Consider the following 22,246-nt stretch of genomic DNA (forward strand, 5'->3'; position numbering starts at 1 on the left):
TCTTACAAGCAAAGCACCACAAAGGAGGTCAAGTAGTGAGCGCGAACGCACCCCAAAGGATCCCCGGCGCGAGAGCACTGATCAAGTCGCTCGAAGCCGAGGGAGTGGATACCATTTTCGGGTATCCAGGCGGCCAGATCCTCCCGGTCTATGACGAGCTCTACGATTCGAGCATTCGCCATATACTGGTGAGGCACGAGCAGGCAGCGGCGCACGCCGCGGACGGCTTTGCCAGGGCCACGGGGCGCGTAGGCGTATGCCTCGCCACAAGCGGCCCGGGGGCCACGAACCTGGTAACAGGCATCGCGACCGCTTACATGGACTCCGTGCCGATGGTGGCCATCACCGGGCAGGTGCCGACGAAGCTCATCGGCAACGACGCCTTCCAGGAGGCCGACATCACCGGCATCACCATCCCCATCACGAAGCACAACTACCTCATCAAGAACGCCGCAGACCTGCCCATGACGATCAAGGAGGCGTTCCTCGTCGCCTCGACCGGCCGGCCTGGCCCCGTCCTCGTGGACTTGCCCAAGGACGTCCAGTCCGACCTGATGGATTTCGAGTACCCGAAGGAGGCTAAGCTGGCCAGCTACAAGCCGACCTACGCGGGACATCCCCTGCAGATCAAGAAGGCCTGCGATCTCATAGAAAAGGCCGAAAGGCCGGTGCTCTACGTGGGAGGCGGCGCCATCACGGCCAACGCCCACGAAGAGGTCAAACAGCTGGCGGAATCCATCATGGCGCCCGTGACGACGACGCTCATGGGCAAGGGAGCCTTCCCGGAAGACCACCCGCTGTCGCTGGGCATGCTGGGCATGCACGGCACGCGGTACGCCAACTACGCCATCATCGATTGTGACCTGCTGATCGCCATCGGCGCCCGGTTCGACGACCGCGTCACGGGAAAGATCGAGAGTTTCGCCCCCAGCGCGAAGATCATCCACATCGACGTTGACCCGGCAGAGCTGGGCAAGAACGTCCGTGTGGACGTGCCCATAGTGGGCGACGCTAAGGCGGTCCTGAAAAAGCTGAACTCCATGCTGAAGGTGAAGCTTACGAAGTCGTCGGCCTGGAACCAGAAGATCCAGCACTGGAAGAAGGAGTACCCGCTGGACTATGACAAGGACTGCAGCGAGCTCAAGCCCCAGTGCATCGTCGAGAGGCTCAACGACCTGGTCAAGGATGGCATCTTCGTCACCGAGGTCGGCCAGAACCAGATGTGGGCGGCCCACTATATACGCTGTAAGCGGCCGAGGACGTTCATTTCCTCGGGCGGCCTGGGCACCATGGGCTACGGCTTCCCCGCGGCCATCGGCGCCAAGGTCGGGTGCCCGGACAAGGAGGTCTGGGACATCGCCGGCGACGGCAGCATCCAGATGAACATCCAGGAGCTGGCGACCGCCGTGAGCAACGACATCCCGGTCCGCGTGGCCATCCTGAATAACGAGTACCTGGGCATGGTCCGGCAGTGGCAGGAATTGTTCTATAACCGGCGCTACTCGTATACCGACATGCGGGGCCAGCCAGACTTCGTCAAGGTCGCCGAAGCGTATGGCGCATTAGGCATAAGGGTCGAAAAGCAGGGCGACGTGAAGGATGCCATCAAGTCGGCCATGAAGAGCGACCGCCCCGTGTTCATCGACTTCCGGGTGTCGCGGGAGGAGAACGTCTTCCCGATGGTCCCGGCGGGAGCTTCCATCAACGAGTTCGTCGAGCAGAGGGGGTTCAAGTAATGTCCAACGGCAACAATTTCCACACCCTTTCCGTGCTTGTGGCCAACAAGCCCGGCGTGCTGACCCACGTATCCGGTTTATTTAGCAGGCGCGGCTACAACATCGACAGCCTCACCGTGGGCGTTACCGAGAATCCCGACATTTCCAGGATGACCATCGTGGTGCACGGCGACGAGCACGTCATCGAGCAGGTCACAAAGCAGCTGAACAAGCTGATAGACATCATCAAGGTCGTCGACATATCGCCCCTGGACTCCGTGGACCGGGAGCTGGCCCTGCTTAAAGTGACCGCCGGCCCCGACCAGCGGGCGGAGATCATCCAGATCACGAACATCTTCCGGGCCCAGATCGTGGACGTGAGCGCCAAGAGCCTCATCATCGAGGTCACGGGCAGCACCGATAAGATCGATGCGCTGGAGGAGCTCATGCGGCCGTTCGGCATCAAGGAGATGGTGCGCACCGGCAAGGTGGCGCTCGTAAGGGGCGCCAAGCCCACGCAATTCGATAAGTGAGCCATACTGTGGCTCGCTTTTCTTTTTCCTTCAAAATAGTAACTTTTTTATTCTAATTCTACAAATAGTTAATTACTTTTTGGGTAATTGCATGCTTGGCGACGAGGCAGGACAGGCGGGGGAGAAGACAGTTGAGATTAAAAGCAAGCTCGAGCGCTCGTATATAGCCGGCGGCACTGGCAGGCCGGGCATTCCCGAGGAGCTCCGGATCGGCGTGGGCTCCGTCATCGGCGACCAGTACGTGGTGAGACGTATACTGGGCGGCGAGGGGAAGAGCGGCATGGGCGTCGTGTACGCGTGCTACGACCGCCGCGCGAAGCAGACCTACGCGCTGAAGACCTTCCAGGATAGGTACCTGTACTCCGACCGCATCAAGACGAATTTTCTGCACGAGGCGCTGGCCTGGGTGCTCATGGACGCCCACCCGAACATCGTGCAGGCCGTCAGCGTGGAGGCGCTGGATAACCGTCTGTTCATCGTTTTGGAGTATGTCGAGCCCGATGACATGGGCAGGAACACCCTTGCCCAGTTCCTGCACAGCCCGATATCGCCCGGCCAGGCCCTCCGGTGGGCCATGCAGTTCTGCGACGGCATGGCATACGCGGCTTCGCAGGGCGTCACACCGCACCGGGACATCAAGCCCGATAATCTCATGATATCGAGGGACGGCACCCTCAAGATCACGGACTTCGGGCTGGCCAGGTTCTGGGAGGGGACCCTGCGCTCCTACGATGCGGATGGCTATCCCGGGAGCTCCATGGCGGGCACGGCGCCCTGGATGGCGCCCGAGCAGTTCAGCGGCGCCAGCGATCTCCGCAGCGACATCTACAGCTTTGGCGTCATCCTCTACCAGATGGCTGCCGGCGGCCGGGCGCCGTTCGCCGCGGACAGCCTCGAAGAGTACAGGCGGATGCACTGCGAAGAGCCGGTGCCCAGGCTCTATAACCGGCTATTCCCCATCATACAGAAATGCCTGAAAAAAGTGCCCGGAGAAAGGTATAGCGACTTCCAGTCGCTCCGGTCGGACCTCGAGCACGTCTACCGCTCCCATTCCAGGATGGAGCCTCCGGCCGTCGCCTGTCGCATCGAGCCGGACGCCTGGGAATATAACAACCGGGGGCTTGCCCTCTATAACGTGGGGCTGTTCGACGAGGCCATATGGGTCTACCGTAAGGCGCTCAAGTCCGAGCCCATGTTCGCCGACCGGCACAGGGCAGGCCTGGCCATGGTCCATAACAATCTTGGCGTGGCATACGACGCCCGGGGAGAGGAGGACATGGCCATCAGCGAGTACCGGGAAGCCATGCGGCTCGACCCGGGCCAGGCGGACGCCCATAATAACCTGGGCACGGCCCTCGGGGCGAAAGGCCTGATCGAGGAGGCTGTGAGGGAATACGGTGAGGCGCTGGCCATCCGGCCGGAGCACGCCATGGCCCGCCACAACCTGGGATTATCGTACGCCCGGTGCGGCCAGTATGCTAGAGCCATTATAGAATATACAGAAGCGCTGCGCATCAAGCCGGCCTTCGTGGAGGCGAGGATTAACCTGGGCCTGGCCCTGGCCATGGAGGGAGAGCTGGACCTGGCCATCGAGGAATACATTAAAGCGGCTTTGTTTAGCCCGGAAGACCCCATCCTGCATTACAATATGGCCAGCGCCCTGCGTGCTAAGGGCCTGCCCCTGGAGGCAGTGGCCGAATATCGCCTCTCCATCGGCGCCGATCCCATGAATCCCCTGGCCCACTACCAGCTCGGGTTGTCCCTCGACGATATGGGCGACCTCCAGGGCGCCATCGGCGAGTATATGTCGGCTCTGCGCCTGGATCCGGGCCATCCGCGTGCGGCGGAAAAGCTCAGGAGCGCTCTCGGAAGGTCGGGCGCGTCCCAGGAGGCCGTAGAAGCCTGCTTGCGGGTGCTCGGCAATAAAAAGAAACGGTGATACAATGGACACGCTTAAGCTGACTGCGGGAGCGTCGAAGGCCTGGGACATCGCGGCCGAGGAAGCCGCCAGGTCGAAGGGCAGCGTCATAGAGAAGGAGCACCTCTTTATCGGCCTCATGAGCCTGGACAAGGCCATGGACACGGCGGACTCCGAGCCGATCAGGGCTGAGCGGGACGCCATCCAGAACGTGCTCGATGGCGCCTGCGACCGGCCCTCGCCCGCTGCGAGCATCCGGCGCAGCGTCCGGATGGCCGTGGGGAGCGGCGACAGGCCCGGGGAATCCCGGGTACTCCACCGGAGCGATGAGTGCAAGGCGCTGTTCCGGAGGGCGGGCGGGCTTTCATACGTGAAGGGCGAGGTCTCGTGCCTCCACCTCCTGGCGGCAGTCCTCGAGAGCCCCGGCCCCGCCGTTGAGGCGGCGCTATCCGGCGCCGGCATCGCCCCGTCGGACCTGATGGAGCCCGTGTACGCCTGGATCGCCATACTCGAGGGCGGAGACAAGTCTTACCAGCGCTCCATGGAGCGGAAAGAGATCTCCAGTGCCGTGAACGATTGGCTGGGCCCGAAGCGTGATGGGTACCTTTTAAAGTATGGCCGGGACCTGACCGGGGACGCATTAAAAAATAAACTCGGGCCGTTCTCCGGCCGGAAAAAGGAGCTTTTACAGCTCATACAGGTTCTCGGCCGGCGCGCGAAGAATAATCCTGTGCTGGTAGGCGAGGCGGGCGTCGGAAAGACGGCGATCGTGGAGGCGCTCGCGGTGCGCATCGCCCGCGGCAAGGACGCCCACGTGCTCGGCGGCAAGCGTATAATTCAGATCAGCATGGCGTCGCTGGTTGCGAACACGAAATACCGGGGCGACCTTGAGGAGCGGCTGACCGGCGTCCTGGACGAGGCCATCGCCGACCCGGCGGTGATCCTCTTCATCGACGAGATCCACACCATCGTGGGGGCAGGAAGGAGCGATAGCTCGGCGCTGGACGCCTCGAACATCCTTAAGCCCTACCTCGTCAGAGGCCTGCGGTGCATCGGCACGAGCACCATCGCCGAGTATCACCGCTACATCGAGGCGGACCCGGCACTGGAAAGGCGGTTTGAGACCATTCTCGTGGAAGAGCCTTGCCGTGAAGAGGCGCTCGACATGCTGGAAGTGCTCCGGCCCAGGCTGGAGGAACACCACGGCGTGCGCATCCTGGACGAGGCGGTCGAGGCCGCCGTCGACCTCTCCATGCGGTTCGACGCAGAGCACATGCTTCCGGATAAGGCGGTCGATCTCCTGGACATGGCGTGCTCGGGGGCGCGCATACCGTCGCTCAGCATGGGCTCTATGGAAGAGCCCCGCAAGCAGGTGGACTCGAAGGTCGTCGCCGAGACTCTGGCCGACAGTATCGGCCTGCCCATCGGGCTGGTGGCCGCCCACCTGGAGGGCCCCTCGACATCTAGGCTGCTGGGGCTTGAAGGGTTTTTAAAAAGCCGGATCGCGGGCCAGGAGGAGGCCGTGGGGCGGATCAGCCGGCGCCTCATGGTGGCATACTCGGGCATCGAAAAGCGGCGCGGGCCCCTTGCCGTGTTCCTGTTCACGGGCCCGACGGGCGTGGGCAAGACCGAGACGGCGAGGCTTCTGGCGGAATTCTTATTCGGCAGCTCCTCCGAGATGATCCGCCTGGACCTGTCGGAGTACTCGGAGGATAACAGCGTGGCGAAGCTTATCGGCTCCCCGCCGGGCTACGTCGGCTACGAGGAGGACGGCCTGCTGGTGCGCATGCTCAGGGCCCGGCCTTATACCGTCGCCCTTTTCGATGAGGTGGAGAAGGCCAGCCCGCGGGTGTTCGACGTATTCCTGCAGCTATTTGACGAGGGCCGCATCACGGATTCCCGGGGCCGGACGGCGGACGCCAGAAATACCATTTTCATCCTCACGTCCAACCTGGAGCCCGGCGGGGGGGCGAGCTACGAGGAGATGGAAGAAGGCGTGAAGCGGCGGCCCCGCAAAAAGGGCCTGGACGTATTCCGGCCCGAGCTGGTCAACCGAATCGACGAGATCGTGGCCTTCAGGCCGCTTGACGTGGCCGCGGTGAAGCGGCTGCTGCGGAAGACGCTGGATGAGACGCTCGCCGAGCTGGAGCGGACGCACCATGTGACTTTACGCCTGAGCGAGGGCGCGGAGAACTTCATGGCCAGCGCCGGCTACAGCCCCGAGTATGGGGCGAGGGAGCTGCGGCGGGTCGTTCGGCAGTTCGTCTACGTCCCCCTGAGCAGGCTCATATTGACCGGCGAGATTAAGGCGCACCGGCGCTGGCTCGCCGTCTACGACGAGAACGGCATCAGCATCGTGCCCGACGAAACGTGAGACACATTATTGATACTGGAATGACATCTAGTCTTAAAGAATGGTGTTTGCGATGATCGATGAGAATATCTATCCGAAGCTGGCGGAGGACGTTATAAGCTCCCTGGACGTGAAGAGCGGCGACGCGGTGCTCATCAGCGGGGGAGCGCACGCGCAGAAGTTCCTTGAGGAGATCGGCATCGCCGTGGCAAAGCGCGGCGGCCAGCCCTTCATCACGGCCGTATCCAACGACTACCAGAAGCGCCTGCTGGAGACGTGCACGGTGCGGCAGCTCAAGGCGATGCCTAAGATCATGATGGGCGTGGTCCAGGCCATGGACGCCTACGTCACCGTCGAGCCGTATAGCGACCCCAGCATCAAGAAATACTTCCGGGAAAAGCTGCAGGCACGGTCGGAGGGCAACTTCCCGGTCATGCAGATCATCTATGGCAAGCCGGGAAAGCGCTGGCTATACATGGGGTGGGCCACGGAAGGCATGGCGAAGATGTATAATGTCCCCCTGAAGGAGCTGGAAAAGCTGGTCATCGGCGGATGCCTCATCGACTATGGCGTCCTGAAGGAGGACTGCGAGCACGTCATGCGCGTCCTCAACAACGCGAAGTACGTGCACGTCACCGACCCCAACGGCACCGACTTCAGCCTGGACATCGAAGGCAGGCGGTTAAATCCGGACGACGGCGTGCTCACGCCCGAGAAAGTGGCGGTGGGAGACCTGGGAGGCAACCTGCCCGCGGGCGAGGTCTTCGTCGCTCCCGTGGAGACCTACGGCAGCGGCACCCTTTACTGTCCATTGACCATCGACGACCTGACGCGGGGAACGATCATAAAAGGCGTCCGGCTCAAGTTCAAGGACGGCACGCTGCTTCCCGACGAGTGTACCGCCGAGCACAATGAGGAGGTGCTCCGGGACACGCTGCACAAGATGGTGGAGGTCGACAAGGAAAAATACGGCTCGGCGAATGCCCTGAAGGTCGCGGAGCTGGGCATCGGCCTGAACCCGGTCATCGACCGCGCCATCGGCTACATCCTGACGGACGAGAAGATCGGAGGCTCGGTGCACGTGGCCTTCGGCCGGAGCGACATGTACGGCGGCAACGTGGCGAGCAACATGCACTGGGACTTCGTCACGGCGCCCGACGTGACCCTCGAGGTCGAATACAAAGACGGCCATAAAAAATTACTCATGAAGGACGGCAGGCTGCTGAGATAAGTTTCGCCACGCTCGTTCAAAACATTTATGTTCTTCTCCTTTTTTAGATGCTGGTGCAGCCCTTTGGTTTCTCACCACAAAGGCACGATGGCACGGAGTTTCATAAAGTTTCTTTTAAATGTAAGGCTCTAAGGGCACGGAGCACGCTTTTTGGGTTTTGTGGCACAAAGGTTTCTAAGGCTCAATGGCAAAAAGTGCTCGCATGTTCATTCCATCGTGCCATTGTATCCTTTGGCCTTGATCGCCAATGAACCGGCTTTGAGTCCTTTGTACCTTAATTTTAAAAGAAAACTTAGTGAAACTCCGTGCCATCGAGCCTTTGTGGTGAAAACAATACCAACAAGGCATGCGTTAAAAAAAGATAAGCATATATCCAAAAGTCGGAGAAGAGCCAAACATTTTTAATCGCCCGTACACTTAGCTCCAGGAAGGCGCTGGAAAATAGCTGTCAGGCCACTTTGTCGTAGACCTTGAGGAGCTCGTCCACGACGTTGTTCCAGTCGTAGATGGAATCCACCAATTTTTTACCCTGCATGCCCATCCACTTCAGCGCCCCAGGCTTGTCCACGACGTCGCTGATGCACCAGGCGAGGGATTCAGGCTGCGGCCTGGCCTTTATGCCGTTGACGAAGTTGTCGATGATGCCCACGGCGTCGGTGCCTATGGGCGGCTTGCAGGCGTCCCAGGCCTCGAGCACCACGATGCCGAAGGGCTCGTTCCTCGACGGGACGGCCAGCATGTTGCACGAGTTAAAAAGGTCGACAAGCTCGCCGTCAGGCACGTATCCGGGGAAGCGGCAGGCGCCGGACACGCCCAGGCTATGCGCTTTGGCCTCGCAGAACGGCCGCATGTCGCCGTCGCCGGCGAACACGAAGCGCGAGTCCCGGCTTTTCTTCAGGACGTGCGGTACAGCTTTCACGAGAAGGTCAGGGCCTTTCTGGTATTTCATGCGCCCCACGAACAGGACCAGCGGCGACTCGGGCTCGATCTTATATCTCATCTTTACTTCCGCGGGGTCCACTTCCTTATTTATCTTTTTAGGAAAGATGCCGTTGGGCACCAGGTTCAGCTTGTAAGACGGAATGCTGTAGATGAGCTGGAGCTCGTCCATGAGCGCCTTCGACGTGACGATCAGCTTTTTCGCCTCGTAGCCGCCGAGCCATTCCCGGTGGGATATCTCTCCTGCCTCTGGAGACGTGCTGTGGCGGTTCCCGTTCCTGCCCCACTCGATCGAGTGGTACGTCATAACGAAGTCGCGGCCCTTTTTCCTGAGGCGGGTGAGCGCCGTGACGGGATGCCAGTCGTGGCCGTGGAGCACGTCGAATTCGCCAAACAGCTTCCTCACGGAATGATAGCGGTCCAGGAACGCATCGCACATCGAGTCCATCTCGCTGACGATGCTGCCGCCGCTGCGGCTCTTCACCCGCTGGTAGTGGACACCGTTGACCTCGTCATAGGGGCCGCAGTCGCCCCTCCGGGTGAACACGTGCACCTCATGCCCTTTATGGGCCAGCGCCTCCGATATCTCCGAGACGTGGGGCGCCAAGCCGCCCACCTTGACTCCGTGGAGCGACTCCCACGCGAACATCCCGATGCGTAAAGATTCCATATATACGAACTAATATATTTTTTTAAGTATATAATGTTTCAATATCGGGACCAGATAAAGCATATATCATAACGCCGCCTTTCTGTATCCACTATGAAGTCGGACCCGAGATGCGCTCCCTGCCTGTTGAACCGTACGCTTTACGAGGCCAACCTGTCCACGAAGGACCAGTCCCTTATCTTCGAGGTCATGGAGAGCGGCCTCGAGTATTTACGGGATAACTTCCGCGAGGGCGTGAACGCCACGAACATTTCCACCGGCATTCACCGCAGGGCCTACGCCATTTTGGGCGACGACGACCCGTACCGGGAAATAAAGGCGCAGAGCAACGTCATCGGAAAAAAGCTGATGCCCGCGGTCCGCAAGAGAGTATTGGGCGCGCTGGAGAATGACCGCTTCAGGATCGCCGTGCTAGCGTCCATCGTGGGGAACAACTTCGACTTCGGGCTGCAGGAGCACCAGATCGAGATCGGCGACTTCGAATCACTTTTTGCGGAGGAGATGGAGCGGGGCCTGCAGGTGGACGACACGGGCGATATCATGCGCCTGGCAAGGAACGGCAGGGTCGCATATCTTACGGATAACTGCGGCGAGATCTACTTCGACGAGCTCGTCCTCGAATTGCTCAAGGCAGCGGGGGCGCACGTCACGCTGGTCGTGCGCGGCGGCAACATCGTCACCGACGCCACCATGGACGACGTACGCAGCATGGGCCTGGCGGAGAAGGTGAATAAAGTGCTCACGACCGGCTCCAACGCCATCGGCGTCTGCATGAGGGAGCTTCCGCCGGAGACGCTGCGGGCCATGAGCGACGCGGACGTGATAATAAGCAAGGGCATGGCGAACTACGAGGCCCTCTCCGACGAGAGGTTCAGGCCTATCGCTTATTTATTGAGGGCCAAGTGCGAGCCGGTCTCGCGGTCGATCGGCGTGAAAAAGGGATGGAACGTGGCAAGGCTGGTGAAATAATGGCGAGCGCAGAGTACAGGGAATTCCTGGAGCGGGTAAAAGAATATAGCATTCTGGAGCAGGCGGCGGGCGTCCTCACGTGGGACGAGCGGACCTGCATGCGGCCGGGCTCGGCACCGGACAGGGCGAACCAGAACGCCGTCCTCTGCGGTATAATGCACGAGCGCCTGACGTCGAAGGAAATGGGCCGGCTGATCCGCTCCCTGAAAAAGCAGGAGCTTTCCGCCGACGGCGCCGTGATCCTGCGGGAGGTCGAGAGAAAGTGGAGGCTCGCATCCGCCGTCCCGGGCGACCTCGTCAGGGAGATCACCCGGACCCAGTCCCTGGCCACGAACGCCTGGGCGCGGGCGAGGGCCGAGAGCCGCTTCGAGCTGCTGGAGCCCTGGCTGAAAAAGACGATCGACCTGAAATTTAAAGTAGTGGAACACGTCGGCTATGAGGACCGGCCCTACGACGCTTTATTGGACGAGTACGAGCCCTACGCAAAATCAAAGGATATCGACGCCGTGTTCGCCCGCCTCAAGAAGAAGCTCATACCGCTGGCCGCCCGAATACTGAACGAGCCGGGCCTGGACGGGTCTGTCCCCGGGGGAAAATATCCGGTATCCGGCCAGAGCGCCTTCGTCGCCAGCCTCGTAACAGACATGGGCTTCGACATGAGCCGGGGCCGTGTCGACGTTTCGGCGCACCCCTTCACCTCGGGCGCGTGCCGAGACGTCCGCATCACCGTCCGCTACGACGAGGCCGACCCCTCCTACGTCGTGTTCCCGGCCATGCACGAGGCGGGCCATGCCCTCTACGAGCAGGGCTTCCTCGAGAAGTATTACTATACGCCGCTGGCCGCGGGCGTATCCATGGGCATCCACGAGTCACAGTCCAGGCTCTGGGAGAACATGGTCGGCCGCGGCCGGCCCTTCTGGGACTGCTATTACCCGAAGTTCCGGCAGGCGTTCCCGGCGTTCAAGAAAGTGCCCGTGGAGGATTTCTACCGGCACGTCAATGCCGTAAAGCGCTCGTACATCCGCACGGACGCCGACGAGGTCACTTACAATTTGCACATCATGCTCCGCTACGATGTGGAGCGGGCGCTCTTTGATGGCAAGCTCAAAACAAAGGAGGTCCCGTCGTACTGGAACGAGCTCTTCGAGAAGTACCTGGGGATCCCCGTCCCCGACGACGCGCGCGGCTGCCTCCAGGACATCCACTGGGCGGCGGGTGACTTCGGCTATTTCCCGACGTACACGCTGGGCAACCTCAACGCCGCACAGCTCTGGGCCGCCATGAAGCGGCAGGAGCCCGGCATGGAAGAAAGCATCGCGGCTGGAAACCTGGACGCGCCTCTGAAATGGCTACGCCAAAACGTGCACCGGCACGGCAAGCGCTATGACGCGGCGACGCTCATCAAAAAGGTGACCGGCGAAGCGATGAGCGAGGACTACTTCATACGCTACATCAAAGAAAAATACGGCGAGTTATATGGCATAAAGTTGTGAATTACCTTGCTCGATAAATATCGCATTGAAAATCGTTATAATTGATAATTCGCTCAGTTCTCATTATGCTTCATCGTCTTGCCGATGCATTCGCTGGAGCGGGCCTCGCGGGCTTTCCAGTAGCAGTCCTCTGAGTCGCACAGGTAGCGGCCGAACATCGCCTTCGTCGCATCCTTGCCGCAGATGCCGCACTTCTTTCCCTTGAAAAAGTCGCTGACCATCAACCATACATAACATATTTCAGGTTATAAACATTTACCTCAATTAAGATGCCAGGGATATTACGGCGGGCGTATGACGCCAAATGGGTCATCTTCGGAGTGGCCCTCATGCTATTGCTGTTGTGGGTGGTCTGGCCTTTCATCACCGTCATAGTCTATGCCATCTTCATATACTATATTGCGAAGCCCATCAAGCATAAGCTGCGGCCTTACATCAAGAACGAGTCGCTGCTCGTGGCCGCGTGCATGTTCTTATTGGTATTGCCTCTGCTGATCATCATCGGCTACACAGCATTGCTCGCCCTGTCGCAGTTCAACGCCGTCGTAACGGGCATAGGCCTTCAGTCGATGTCGCAGGGGCCGCTGACGAACATGAGCACGACCGTCTCGCACATCCTGCAGAACCTGACCATGGAGAACGTCCTATCCGGGAATATCAATGCCATCATACCCCATGACTGGTACATGGCCATCGCGGGCAACGGGGGCTCGATCGCGGGGCTCCAGCAGCTGGTTATCTCGACGGGCATGACAATCGCCGACATCATCTTCAAGGTATTCCTGATTGTGATCATCGCCTTCTACCTGCTGAGGGACGACGATAAGCTCAAGGCCTGGGTAAAACACACGTTTCCCTCCCTCCTGCACGAGCACGACGGCATGTTCGTGAAGTATTACCGGGCCGTGGACGAGGACCTCGAAAAGATCTTTTTTGGGAACATCCTGAGCATCGTCTTCTTTGCCATCGTGGCGGCGTTCATCTTTAGTTTACTGAACGTCTTCGCTCCGCCGACCATGGACATACCTTATCCCATCCTTATGGGCATTTTATGCGGCGTATCGGCGCTGGTGCCCGTCGTGGGCATGTACCTGGTCACGGTGCCCATGTTCCTCTATATCCTGGCGCACTCCCTGGTCGCCGGCACTTTCATGGCGAACATCGGCTTCTTCATCGTCATGGTGGCGGCCGTGGTCATCTTCGTCCAGACGCTGCCCGAATTCGTGCTGAGGCCCTTCATGTCCCAGGGCCAGGTCAACACGGGCCTGCTCATGTTCGCCTACATCATCGGGCCCGTCGTCTTTGGCATCGCCGGCCTCTTCATCGCCGCGATCGCGCTCGTCCTGCTGACGCATTACTTCCGCATCGTGTTGCCATCTCTTACGCATGCCCATAACGAAAAGATTTAATCGAATGATGCCTTGTAGGTCTGTGGACCTATGAACATGCCCGACCGCTATCTTATGGCTTCCGCGGAGTTCGTCGTCAAGCACTGGCTCACCGTGGTGAACGCACTGCTGTTTCTCTTCATCGTCCCCATCCTGCTGGCCCCATACTTCTTTTCGACGGGCAACCCGGTCCTCGTGCAGATCGCGGGCATGATCATGGCGGCATACCACGTCACCTGCCACCAGCTCCCCGAGAGGAGCCTGTTCATCTTCGGCTACGAGATGGCCGTGTGCTCCCGGTGCTTCGCCATCTACGTCTCGTTCCTCGCCGGAGGCCTGCTGTTCTATTTCATTAGAAACAGGCTCAAGCCCTTCCACATCTTCTGGTATATCCTGATCTGTATGCCCATGGCCATCGACGGCTTCGCGCAGCTATTCGGGGTGCCCATACCGCGGGGCATCGGCCCGGACTACACGCTGGTCTGGACGACGCTGAGCAATAACGGGCTGCGCATCATTACCGGCTCCATCTTCGGCTTCGGCAGCGCCATCTTCGTCCTGCCCTACATCCAGCACATCATGGAGTCCGAGGATGTACCCAAAAAAGAGGGCGCCGGGGCGAGTGCTGATAAGAACGGCCAGTAGAGCCCTACGCTTTTGTTTAACCCTCCAATGGCATGGTCTATGCCGTCCTAGCGACGCATATATACCCCCTGTTTTTCAACACGAAAACACGAAAATTTTTATATCCCACGTAAAGCACAAAAACACCAAGCTCATGCCTGGTGTTCAAAACACTAAACAACCTCCCGAAGGGCACCAAAGCACTAATTATTTAAAACACGAGGACAGCATGCGCTTATCCAGAAGTTATGCTGTCTCTCGTGTTTTCACTGTTTAGTGAGGTTCGGGCATTTGGGAGGTTGTTTAGTGTTTTAAGCCCGAAGCATGCGCCTTCGTGCTTTCGAGCCCTTACGTGGGATAAAAAAGAATTTTCGTGGTTTAGTGATACAAACCGGAGGGATCCAGCGCCACGGGAAACACGGCATGGGACAACATTTTGGATAAATGAGCCCTATAAATAATATTAAAGCTTCTTTTCTCCGAAAGGCCACGCCATATCTTTCACCCGCCCCAGCACGTCGGACGTCTTCCGCTCATCATGCTTCAGGGCCGCGTGGATCAGCTCGAGAAGCGCATAGACGAACGGCACGGCCCAGGCAAGGATATAGGCGTAGGCGAGGCCATAGGGCACGCCTGTGACAAGGCGCAGGGCATTCGTGCTCTCCCGCCAGCCCAGGAGCTGCGTCGTGCCGTCGATGCCCGTAGGGGCCAAAAGAAGAGCGAACAGCAGCCAGTTCATCCTGAACTCCCTGTCCCCATACCCTTTAAGCCTGAAGAAGATGAGGCCCAGCGCAGTGGCCACGTAGATGGAGGCGCAGCGGGCGCATACCGGCATCTGGATATCGTCGTAGAACAGCGAGCGCCAAGGGAGCTGGTGGCAGAACAGAGAAAAAAACCGAAAAATGCCATCAGAAATGCCGACCGCAAGCGGCGCAGGGCCGAATATCGACAATAGCAGCCACGGCACGAACTGGGCCAGGGCAATGGCCGTGTAGGCGACGACGATGGCGTCGAATGCCAGCTTTTTTATGTTGACCATGATACAACCAACGATATTCCCGCTATAGGTATAAATGCCTTTAGAGGGGCATAAGGGTAGTTAGCCCGGGGGCATACCATCGGCAGCCCGCGATTAAGATACACGAGTTTCGGCGAGAGGGGGCGCGGGGCGGCTGTGAAAATAAAGAGCCGCCCACGCCGCATATCATTCATTCTTTTGACGAATCATTTAGCCTCCATAAGCCGCGTATCGCTAACGATGCACCGGAAACACTTCGCCACCTTGATAACGCTCATCGCCACGCTCACCGCTTTCTGCGTGCCGGCGCACGCCCAGATGGCGTTCGAGGGGATGGACGGGTATGGAATGCAGGGTATGCCGCCCTACGGCATGGATGGATATAGCCTGCCGGGCACGTCATCGTCCACGGGAATGCCCTCGGCAGAGGCGCTCAGCGCCCAGTCGCTGGCAGGCATCGACACGAACCAGGGATTCGACCACATGTCCCCGCAGGAGGCCGCCTATCGCCGCGCTGTCGTGGATAACTGCGTCGCGTTCCATAAAAAGATGTCCTCGGGGCGGCTGCAGTTCGGGAGGCACATGGAGAGCCAGTACTTCAACACACGGTACTGGGAGCCCGTCTATTATAACGGCAGCCAGTTCTGGAAGGTCAAGCAGGGCGTGAGCAAATCGGACGCGCTGCGGGACTTCATCGGCGCGGGCGGCGGCAAGTACAAGATCGACTGCGCCGCGGCCATCAACCTCATACTGTTAAAATCGAAGCTCGACACCGTGGGCGAAGGCAACTTCGACCGGCGGCTGCCCACGCTCATGGTCCGGGGCTGGAAGACCTATACGACGTCGAAGGACGGCAACCTTGAGGAGTACAAGACGCTGGAGAAGTGGTCGGGCGACGAGTATTCGCCGGGCTCGCCCTCGGGCCTCAGGACGGGCGACTACGTCTATTTCAAGAACCACCCGATGATGGAGGGCACGCCCGAGCAGGGCGAGAACGCCGTCTACATTGGCACCGACTCCTGGGGAAGGCCCGTCTTCTTCGGCCTTAATATAGGCATGTTCCGGGGCACCTTCAACCAGTACGGCATCCTGTCATCGGAGAGGGGCGCCATCGACCCCGACAGCCTTAAAAGCATGATGCGCTAGGTAAGACCGGGTTGTACTTTTTCTCGCAACATATAATATGCTGCGCGATAATATAATTTTAAGAGGAATCCTGATGGCAGACAAGATCAAAGTAGCGCTCAACGGTTATGGCACTATAGGCAAGCGGGTCGCCGATGCCGTGATGCGCCAGGACGACATGACGCTGGTAGGAATTGCGAAGACCAAGCCCGATTATGAGGCCTATGCGGCCAATAAGAAGGGCTATCCCATTTACGCCGTGGAGCCGGCCAAGGCCGAATCGAAGTTCAAGGCGGCCGGCATTCCCGTCTCCGGCTCCAACCTGGACATGATCAAAAAGGCCGACATCGTTGTCGACTGCGCCCCCGAAGGCCTGGGCGAGGAGAACAAGAAGAACATCTACGATAAGCTCGACAAGCCCGCCATCTTCCAGGGCGGCGAGGAGCACGAGGTGGCCGGCACGTCTTTCAATGCGGCCGCCAACTATGGCGAGGCCATCGGCAAAAAGTATGTCCGCGTGGTCTCGTGTAACACGACGGGCCTGTGCCGGCTTTTATACGCGCTGGACACGGCCTTCGGCGTGCAGAAGGCGCGCGTGGTGCTCGTCAGGCGGGGCGGGGACCCGAACGACGCAAAGCGGGGGCCAATAAACGGCATAGTGCCCGATCCGATCCATTTGCCGTCTCACCACGGCCCCGACGTGCAGACCGTGCTGCACCACATCAACATCGATACGGCGGCCATGAAGGTGCCCACGACACTGATGCACATGCACTTCGTGAACGCCACGCTCAAGAAGAAGCCGTCCCGTGACGAGGCTCTGGCGGCCCTGAAGCAGTACCCGAGGCTCTGGCTCATACCTTCCTGGTACACCCTAAAGTTCACCGGCGACGTCATCGAGTTCGGCCGGGAGCTGGGCCGCCCCAGGAGTGACATCATGGAGAACGCCATCTGGGAAGAGTCGGTGACCGTCGATAAGGAAGGCGAGTTCAACGTGTTCCAGGCCATCCACCAGGAATCGGACGTGGTGCCCGAGAACATCGACTGCATACGGGCGATGACCGGCATAGAAAAAGACGGCAAGAAGTCGATGGAGAAGACCAATAAGGCCCTGGGCATAGGCAACTTCAACCCGTGGAAGCTGACCCCGCCCTGACATTTTAATGAAAGCGGTCGAAGTCTTCATATCGGGCAGGGTCCAGGCCGTCGGATTCCGGGCCTTCACCCGCCGGAACGCCGTGATGCTCGGCGTGCGGGGGTACGTGGAGAACCTCGATGACGGCCGGGTGCACGCAGTTTTCGAGGGCGAGGACCACCAGGTCGAGAAGATGCTGGAGCTGATCTGGCATGGCCCCCGGTTCTCCGAGGTCCGGGAGGTCAAGGTCAAGCCGACCGACCGCGCCGGGCACACGGGCTTCGACGTACGCTAATCCTTTTTGATCGAACTCTTTAAGATAATGGCGATCTCTTTGAGCGGCCGCTCCAGCGCCGGGGAGATGCCCTCGCCCTCTCCGACTCTTTCGGGCTGTACTCCGACGAGGAACACGTCCGCCCCGGTGGAGGCCTTCAGGTACTCCATTACGACGTCCAGCGAAAAGTTGTGGACGCTGGCCTCGAGCTTTTCCAGCTCGCCCGCCTCCACGACCCTCGCACTCCCGGGGGCCTCGCCCAGGCTCGCCGCATCCAGAAAGACGATGGCCAACGGCTTAAGGCGCCGTATCGCCGCCGTGACGTTCTCCGGGGCCCCGTCGGCGTCGATGGCATGGGGCACTTCGCCGCTGAGCATGTCGATCAGGACGGGCCCGATGGCATCGTCTCCCCTCATGCGGTTCCCTACGCCGACAAAGACGACCTTTTCCGGTGGTATCCCCTGAAGCCGTATGATAAGCTCTTTTTGGAAGATCGCGTCCATACTTCCCCTTCTATACATGCATAAGCGTCAGCAGCGTGTCGGCCACGAACTTCAGCGCGCCCGAGACCAGGCCCGGGTAAACGCCGATGACGATGCAGAGTCCCGCCATGATGAGTATCGGGAGCATCATGTAGACTGGCGGGTCCCTGACGCCATTGAACTCATCTTTTGGCCTGCCCAGGAACATCACGTAGAACGCGTGGATGAGGCATATAAAAGTAAGAAGACTCGTGGCCCACCCGATGATGGAGAACGCGGTGAAGTCCGTGCCGAAGGCCGAGAACAGCACCGGGAAGCCGGCCTGCACCGAGCCTTCGTAGATCGCTTCCTTACTCCAGAAGCCGTTGAGGAGGGGCACGCCGGACATGGCCAGCGACGCGATTAAAAAGCAAAGGCCAGTGAGGGGCATCTGCTTCATGAGCCCGCCCATCTTATGGATCTGCCTGGTGTTGACCCTCAGAATGAGCGCGCCGGTAATCAAGAACAGGCAGCCCTTGAAAAGCATGTGATTGGTGATGTGAAATAAGGCGCCGTAGACGGCGGCGGGGGTCGCCAGCCCGAAGCCCATGATGATATAGCCCATCTGGCTTATGCTGTGGAACGCCAGTAAGCGCTTGATGTCCTCGGAGAGCAGGGCCATGATGACGCCCACGAGCATGTTGGCGACGCCGAACCCGGCCACGACGAGGATGAGCGTCTGGACGCCCGAAATGGCGTAGAACGGGTAGATGGCCTTCGCCATGGCCACGACGCTCGCCTTGATCAATATGCCCGACATGGTGGCGCTGATGGGCGGCGGCGCCTCGGAGTGGGCCGAGGGCAGCCATATGATGCCCAGGGGCAGCAACCCGGCCTTGGTGCCGAAGCCGAAGAAGAACAGCATGGCCAGTAAGAACATATCGTTCTGGCTTATGGCTCCCGCGGCCAGCTTATTTAAGTCGAGCGTGCCCGCGTCGTTGTAGAGGATGAAGGCGCCCGAGACGACGAGGATGACCTCGATGATGCTTATGGCCAGATAAACGTAGGTCGCATTGATGGCCCGCTTCGTGCGGCCGAACAGGATCAGCACCGCGCTGATGACCGTGGCCGCCTCCAGGAAGATGAGCATCACGATGACGTTGTAGGTGCTCGCCAGGCCGCTCATCATGCCCATGAGCAGGAAATACATGATGAAGTAGGTGTTATCGTAGTGCGTCCTGTCCTTGTATACAAAGGAGTAGAAAACGACCAGCGTGCCGATGAACGCCACGAGCGTGCCGATGAAGATGCCGGGGGCGTCGAGCACTATGAAGCCGTAAGAATAGGGGCTGAGTATCCCCCTCTGGAGCGCCACGAGATAGGACGCGTTAAGCACGAAGAGCAGGGCGGCGCCGGCCACAATGAAGACGTCCTGGATCTTTTCCGAGTACCGGCCCAGGACGTAGGTGAGCAAGGCTCCTATTATCGGCAGAATGATTGGTAAAAGCGCCAGGTATTCGTACATCAGTCAAGGCTTCTATGCCCGTTAATCACATAAAGTTATGTTAAAAAGGGCCCGCAATTATGGCCCGGGATCGGATGATCATGCGGCATCATACTTGTGTTCCGCGTGGAGACGCGATAGCTTTCGAGGCAAAAAGGCATTGGAGGGGAAGCATTCAAGGCCTTTTTGATCGCTATGCCACACGGCCGTTCCCGGGCATACTGCTAGGGAGTCTATGGCTATGATGATCGTATAGTCGTAACTCTGCCGGTATGGTAACAAGCGTTTGCAGTAATTATAACGGCTCAAAAGAGAACTGCCGCTAAAAAAAAGGAAAAACGAAAGAAAAGCGATTATTTCTTGTAGATGGGCGTGCCCGTGGTCTGGGTGAGCTTCTTGTACCCGGCCATGAGCTTCTTCGTCATGGGGCCCGGCTTGCCGTTGCCTATCTCGCGGCCGTCCACCCTCGTGATGGGGCAGAGCTCGGCGGCAGTGCCTGTCACGAAAATCTCGTCCGCAGTATACAGGTCGTAGTAGCTCATGTCGGCCTCGCACAGCGGCATTTTCATCTGCCTCGCCAGGTCGAATACGGCTCCCCTGGTCACGCCCTTGAGGTTGACCTCGACGATCGGCGTCCGGATCTGGCCGTTCTTGATGACGAAGATGTTGTCGCCCGAGCCCTCGGCCAGGTTGCCGTTGACGTCGAAGATGATGGCCTCGTTGGCGCCCTTCACGTTGGCCTCGAGCTTGGCCAGGATGTTGTTCAGGTAGTTGAGCGATTTGATATTCGGGGGCAGGGTCTGCGGCGAGTTCCGCCGGATGCTCACCGTGATGGCGTTCAGGCCCTTCTCGTAGAGATCGCCGTACATGGCGCCCCACGTTTCTGCAATGCAGATCACGGTCGGCTTCGGGCACTTGTTCGGGTCCAGGCCCAGGTCGCCCACGCCCCGCGTGATGATCGGCCGGATGTATGCGTCCTTCAGGTCGTTCTTCCGCAGCGTCTCCAGGATGATATCCTTCATCTTCTCCTTCGTCACGGGCGGCTTCAGCATGATCGCCCGGGCGCCGTCGAACATCCGGTCGACGTGCTCGTCCAGCCTGAAGACCCGGCCGTTGTAGGCCCGGATGCCCTCAAAAACACCGTCACCGTATAAAAGACCATGATCATAGACGGAAATTTTTGCGCTTTCCTTCGTATAGAACTTGCCGTCGATGTAGATATAACTGGCCATAAAGATACCCTTTGATAAAAAGCAACTCAGGCATATAAGGCTTCTGATTTTTGAAAAAGTCTATACGTGATGACGGATATTAATTGTCAATCGGTGAGCTGATGGCGGGGGAAGACGTGCGCCTGGAGGCAGAGGCGGCCCTGGAGAAGGGGCTCGAGCTGGCGGGCGAAGGCCGCTTGGACGATTCGATCGTGCTGCTAGACCACGCCATTGGCCTCGACCAGGATTATGGCGACGCGTACAACTGTAAAGGCTTGATTTTAACGGAGCTGAAACGGTATGACCAGGCGTTCGCATGCTTCGAGCGGGCCCTGAAGCTCCAGCCGCAGAACCCGAAATACTGGTATAACAAGAGCATCCTGTTTCGAGAGCTGGGCATGTTCGAGGACGAGGCGGGCGCCTGCCTGATGTCCCTGAAATACGACTCGAAGTCGGTGCAGGCCTGGCACAGCTGCGCCCGGTCGCTGGCCCGCATCGGGGAAAGCTCGGAGGCGCTGTCGTGCATGGAAAAGGCACTGGAGCTCGAGCCGATGAACGCCAGCCTCTGGTTCTACCTGGGCTCGTACCAGTACAGCCTGGGCATGCTCGATAAGGCCCTGGAGTCCTTCGAGCGTGCCGCCCTCATCGAGCCGGACAACGCCGCGGCCTGGATGGGCAAGGGCGAGGCGCTCACGAAGGCCGGAAAGGACACCGAGGCCCTCGAGTCCTTCGACGTGTCTATTAAGCTGAACCCGAACATCGCCGAGTCGTGGTTCGGGAAGGGCATGCTCTATATTAAAGACGGAAAGTACGACGACGCTCTGGCCATGCTCGATAAGTCCGTGAAGCTGCGGGACGACTACGCCGACGCGTGGTTCTACCGCGGGTGCGTCCTGGAATTGAGCGGCCGTATTCGCGAGGCTCTTATCTGTTATACGAAGGTCACGGAGCTTCAGCCCGGGAGCCAGGCCGCATGGCTCATGCAGGGCGTGCTTCTGGGAAGGCTGGAGGACTATAAGTCGGCTATTCCGTGTTTTGATAAGGCTATCGATATCAACCCCCGCTTCGCCGAGGCGTGGTATCACAAGGGCCTGTTCGCCAGCATTCTCGGTGATAATGAGGAGGCCGCCCGGTGTATATCGAAGACCATCGAGATCAACCCCGACTTCGACCCGAACGCATACGACGTGTACAATTAAAATTTAAATCATATAGGTGCCGCATGGTGTAACCCTGGTGCCACTTGTAAGCACTATTATATCAACCACACCAGGTTTACAACATGCGGCACCAATTTTTTAAGTAAATATGCTGTGTTGAATTACTCCCGTATTTTAAGCTTTTTAAGAGCACGGAGGGCACTATTTTCACCACAAAGGCACGAAGAGCACGGAGGCTCACAAAGTTTTCTTTTTAAATTAAGTTACAAAGAATCACAAAGCCGGTTCATTGACATCAGGGCACGAAGGATACAAAGACACAGTGGAATGAACAAGAGCACTTTTTACCCCTGTGCCTTCATATCCTGTATCTTAGAAGTTCAAAAAGCGGCTTTGTGCCCTTTGTCTCTTAATTATAAAAAAAGACTTTGTGAGCCTCCATGCTCTTCGTGCCTTTGTGGTGAAAAATAGTGCCTCAGTACACTCTGAGACTTAAAGGGGCATATTCAACACAGCAAAAATTTA

General features: G+C 58.9%; 19 protein-coding genes. 13 read left to right on the top strand and 6 right to left on the bottom strand.

Annotation, left to right across the window (positions count from 1 at the left end):
• Positions 1 to 35: 35 nt before the first annotated feature.
• The 5 genes from VMC84_RS10615 (at position 36) to VMC84_RS10635 (ending at position 7,750) form a co-directional block, all read left to right on the top strand.
• Positions 36 to 1,736: an acetolactate synthase large subunit gene (locus VMC84_RS10615; protein ID WP_325380425.1), complete on the top strand. Its 1,701-nt coding sequence runs from the start codon at positions 36 to 38 to the stop codon at positions 1,734 to 1,736.
• Positions 1,736 to 2,248 carry an acetolactate synthase small subunit gene (gene ilvN, locus VMC84_RS10620; protein ID WP_325380427.1) on the top strand — a complete coding sequence of 171 codons (513 nt, stop codon included), beginning with the start codon at positions 1,736 to 1,738 and terminating at the stop codon, positions 2,246 to 2,248. Before VMC84_RS10615 ends, ilvN begins: the two co-directional genes overlap by 1 nt.
• A 79-nt stretch (positions 2,249 to 2,327) precedes the next feature.
• On the top strand, positions 2,328 to 4,187 hold the full coding sequence (locus VMC84_RS10625; RefSeq protein WP_325380429.1) for a tetratricopeptide repeat protein: 1,860 nt from the start codon (positions 2,328 to 2,330) through the stop codon (positions 4,185 to 4,187).
• A gap of 4 nt (positions 4,188 to 4,191) precedes the next feature.
• Positions 4,192 to 6,540: an ATP-dependent Clp protease ATP-binding subunit gene (locus VMC84_RS10630; RefSeq protein WP_325380431.1), complete on the top strand. Its 2,349-nt coding sequence runs from the start codon at positions 4,192 to 4,194 to the stop codon at positions 6,538 to 6,540.
• A 52-nt stretch (positions 6,541 to 6,592) separates the two neighbouring features.
• Positions 6,593 to 7,750, top strand: coding sequence for an aminopeptidase (locus VMC84_RS10635; RefSeq protein ID WP_325380433.1), 1,158 nt, complete (start codon positions 6,593 to 6,595; stop codon positions 7,748 to 7,750).
• A 448-nt stretch (positions 7,751 to 8,198) separates the two neighbouring features.
• On the opposite strand, the gene VMC84_RS10640 is transcribed toward VMC84_RS10635, so the two are convergent.
• A complete protein-coding gene (locus VMC84_RS10640) occupies positions 8,199 to 9,359 on the bottom strand; it encodes a glycosyltransferase family 4 protein (protein ID WP_325380435.1) in 1,161 nt (386 codons plus the stop codon).
• Positions 9,360 to 9,452: 93 nt separating this feature from the next.
• On the opposite strand from VMC84_RS10640, the gene VMC84_RS10645 reads away from it, so the two are divergent.
• A complete protein-coding gene (locus tag VMC84_RS10645; protein WP_325380437.1) occupies positions 9,453 to 10,328 on the top strand; it encodes a damage-control phosphatase ARMT1 family protein in 876 nt (291 codons plus the stop codon).
• Positions 10,328 to 11,821, top strand: coding sequence for a carboxypeptidase M32 (locus VMC84_RS10650; RefSeq protein WP_325380439.1), 1,494 nt, complete (start codon positions 10,328 to 10,330; stop codon positions 11,819 to 11,821). The genes VMC84_RS10645 and VMC84_RS10650 overlap by 1 nt, the downstream gene beginning before the upstream one ends.
• Before the next feature lie 53 nt (positions 11,822 to 11,874).
• On the opposite strand, the gene VMC84_RS10655 is transcribed toward VMC84_RS10650, so the two are convergent.
• Positions 11,875 to 12,042 carry a hypothetical protein gene (locus VMC84_RS10655; RefSeq protein WP_325380441.1) on the bottom strand — a complete coding sequence of 56 codons (168 nt, stop codon included), beginning with the start codon at positions 12,040 to 12,042 and terminating at the stop codon, positions 11,875 to 11,877.
• Positions 12,043 to 12,090: 48 nt separating this feature from the next.
• On the opposite strand from VMC84_RS10655, the gene VMC84_RS10660 reads away from it, so the two are divergent.
• Positions 12,091 to 13,230: an AI-2E family transporter gene (locus tag VMC84_RS10660; RefSeq protein ID WP_325380443.1), complete on the top strand. Its 1,140-nt coding sequence runs from the start codon at positions 12,091 to 12,093 to the stop codon at positions 13,228 to 13,230.
• Positions 13,231 to 13,260: 30 nt separating this feature from the next.
• A complete protein-coding gene (locus tag VMC84_RS10665; RefSeq protein WP_325380445.1) occupies positions 13,261 to 13,854 on the top strand; it encodes a DUF2085 domain-containing protein in 594 nt (197 codons plus the stop codon).
• 442 nt (positions 13,855 to 14,296) lie between these two features.
• Here the strand turns inward: VMC84_RS10665 and VMC84_RS10670 are convergent, their stop codons facing one another.
• Positions 14,297 to 14,872, bottom strand: coding sequence for a DUF2085 domain-containing protein (locus VMC84_RS10670; protein ID WP_325380447.1), 576 nt, complete (start codon positions 14,870 to 14,872; stop codon positions 14,297 to 14,299).
• A gap of 219 nt (positions 14,873 to 15,091) precedes the next feature.
• Between VMC84_RS10670 and VMC84_RS10675 the strand changes: the two genes are divergently transcribed.
• From VMC84_RS10675 to VMC84_RS10685, 3 genes are all read left to right on the top strand, one after another.
• The gene (locus VMC84_RS10675; RefSeq protein ID WP_325380449.1) at positions 15,092 to 15,997 is read left to right on the top strand and encodes a hypothetical protein; all 906 of its coding nucleotides are present in this window, start codon (positions 15,092 to 15,094) and stop codon (positions 15,995 to 15,997) included.
• Between the two features lie 73 nt (positions 15,998 to 16,070).
• On the top strand, positions 16,071 to 17,132 hold the full coding sequence (locus tag VMC84_RS10680) for a type II glyceraldehyde-3-phosphate dehydrogenase (protein WP_325380451.1): 1,062 nt from the start codon (positions 16,071 to 16,073) through the stop codon (positions 17,130 to 17,132).
• Positions 17,133 to 17,139: 7 nt separating this feature from the next.
• Positions 17,140 to 17,406, top strand: a complete 267-nt coding sequence (locus tag VMC84_RS10685; protein WP_325380453.1) for an acylphosphatase — start codon at positions 17,140 to 17,142, stop codon at positions 17,404 to 17,406.
• Here the strand turns inward: VMC84_RS10685 and VMC84_RS10690 are convergent.
• The 3 genes from VMC84_RS10690 to ilvE form a co-directional block, all read right to left on the bottom strand.
• Positions 17,403 to 17,888 carry a hydrogenase maturation protease gene (locus VMC84_RS10690; RefSeq protein ID WP_325380455.1) on the bottom strand — a complete coding sequence of 162 codons (486 nt, stop codon included), beginning with the start codon at positions 17,886 to 17,888 and terminating at the stop codon, positions 17,403 to 17,405. The genes VMC84_RS10685 and VMC84_RS10690 overlap by 4 nt on opposite strands.
• Positions 17,889 to 17,898: 10 nt before the next feature.
• Entirely contained in the window at positions 17,899 to 19,371 is a 1,473-nt protein-coding gene (locus VMC84_RS10695; protein WP_325380457.1) for a complex I subunit 5 family protein, read from the bottom strand.
• A 332-nt stretch (positions 19,372 to 19,703) separates the two neighbouring features.
• Complete coding sequence (ilvE, locus tag VMC84_RS10700; RefSeq protein ID WP_325380459.1) at positions 19,704 to 20,582, bottom strand: branched-chain-amino-acid transaminase; 879 nt, start codon at positions 20,580 to 20,582, stop codon at positions 19,704 to 19,706.
• Positions 20,583 to 20,683: 101 nt separating this feature from the next.
• On the opposite strand from ilvE, the gene VMC84_RS10705 reads away from it, so the two are divergent.
• The gene (locus tag VMC84_RS10705) at positions 20,684 to 21,760 is read left to right on the top strand and encodes a tetratricopeptide repeat protein (RefSeq protein ID WP_325380461.1); all 1,077 of its coding nucleotides are present in this window, start codon (positions 20,684 to 20,686) and stop codon (positions 21,758 to 21,760) included.
• The last annotated feature ends 486 nt before the right edge of the window (positions 21,761 to 22,246 follow it).

Source organism: Methanocella sp. (assembly GCF_035506375.1).
In the GTDB taxonomy this organism is placed as follows: Archaea; Halobacteriota; Methanocellia; order Methanocellales; family Methanocellaceae; genus Methanocella.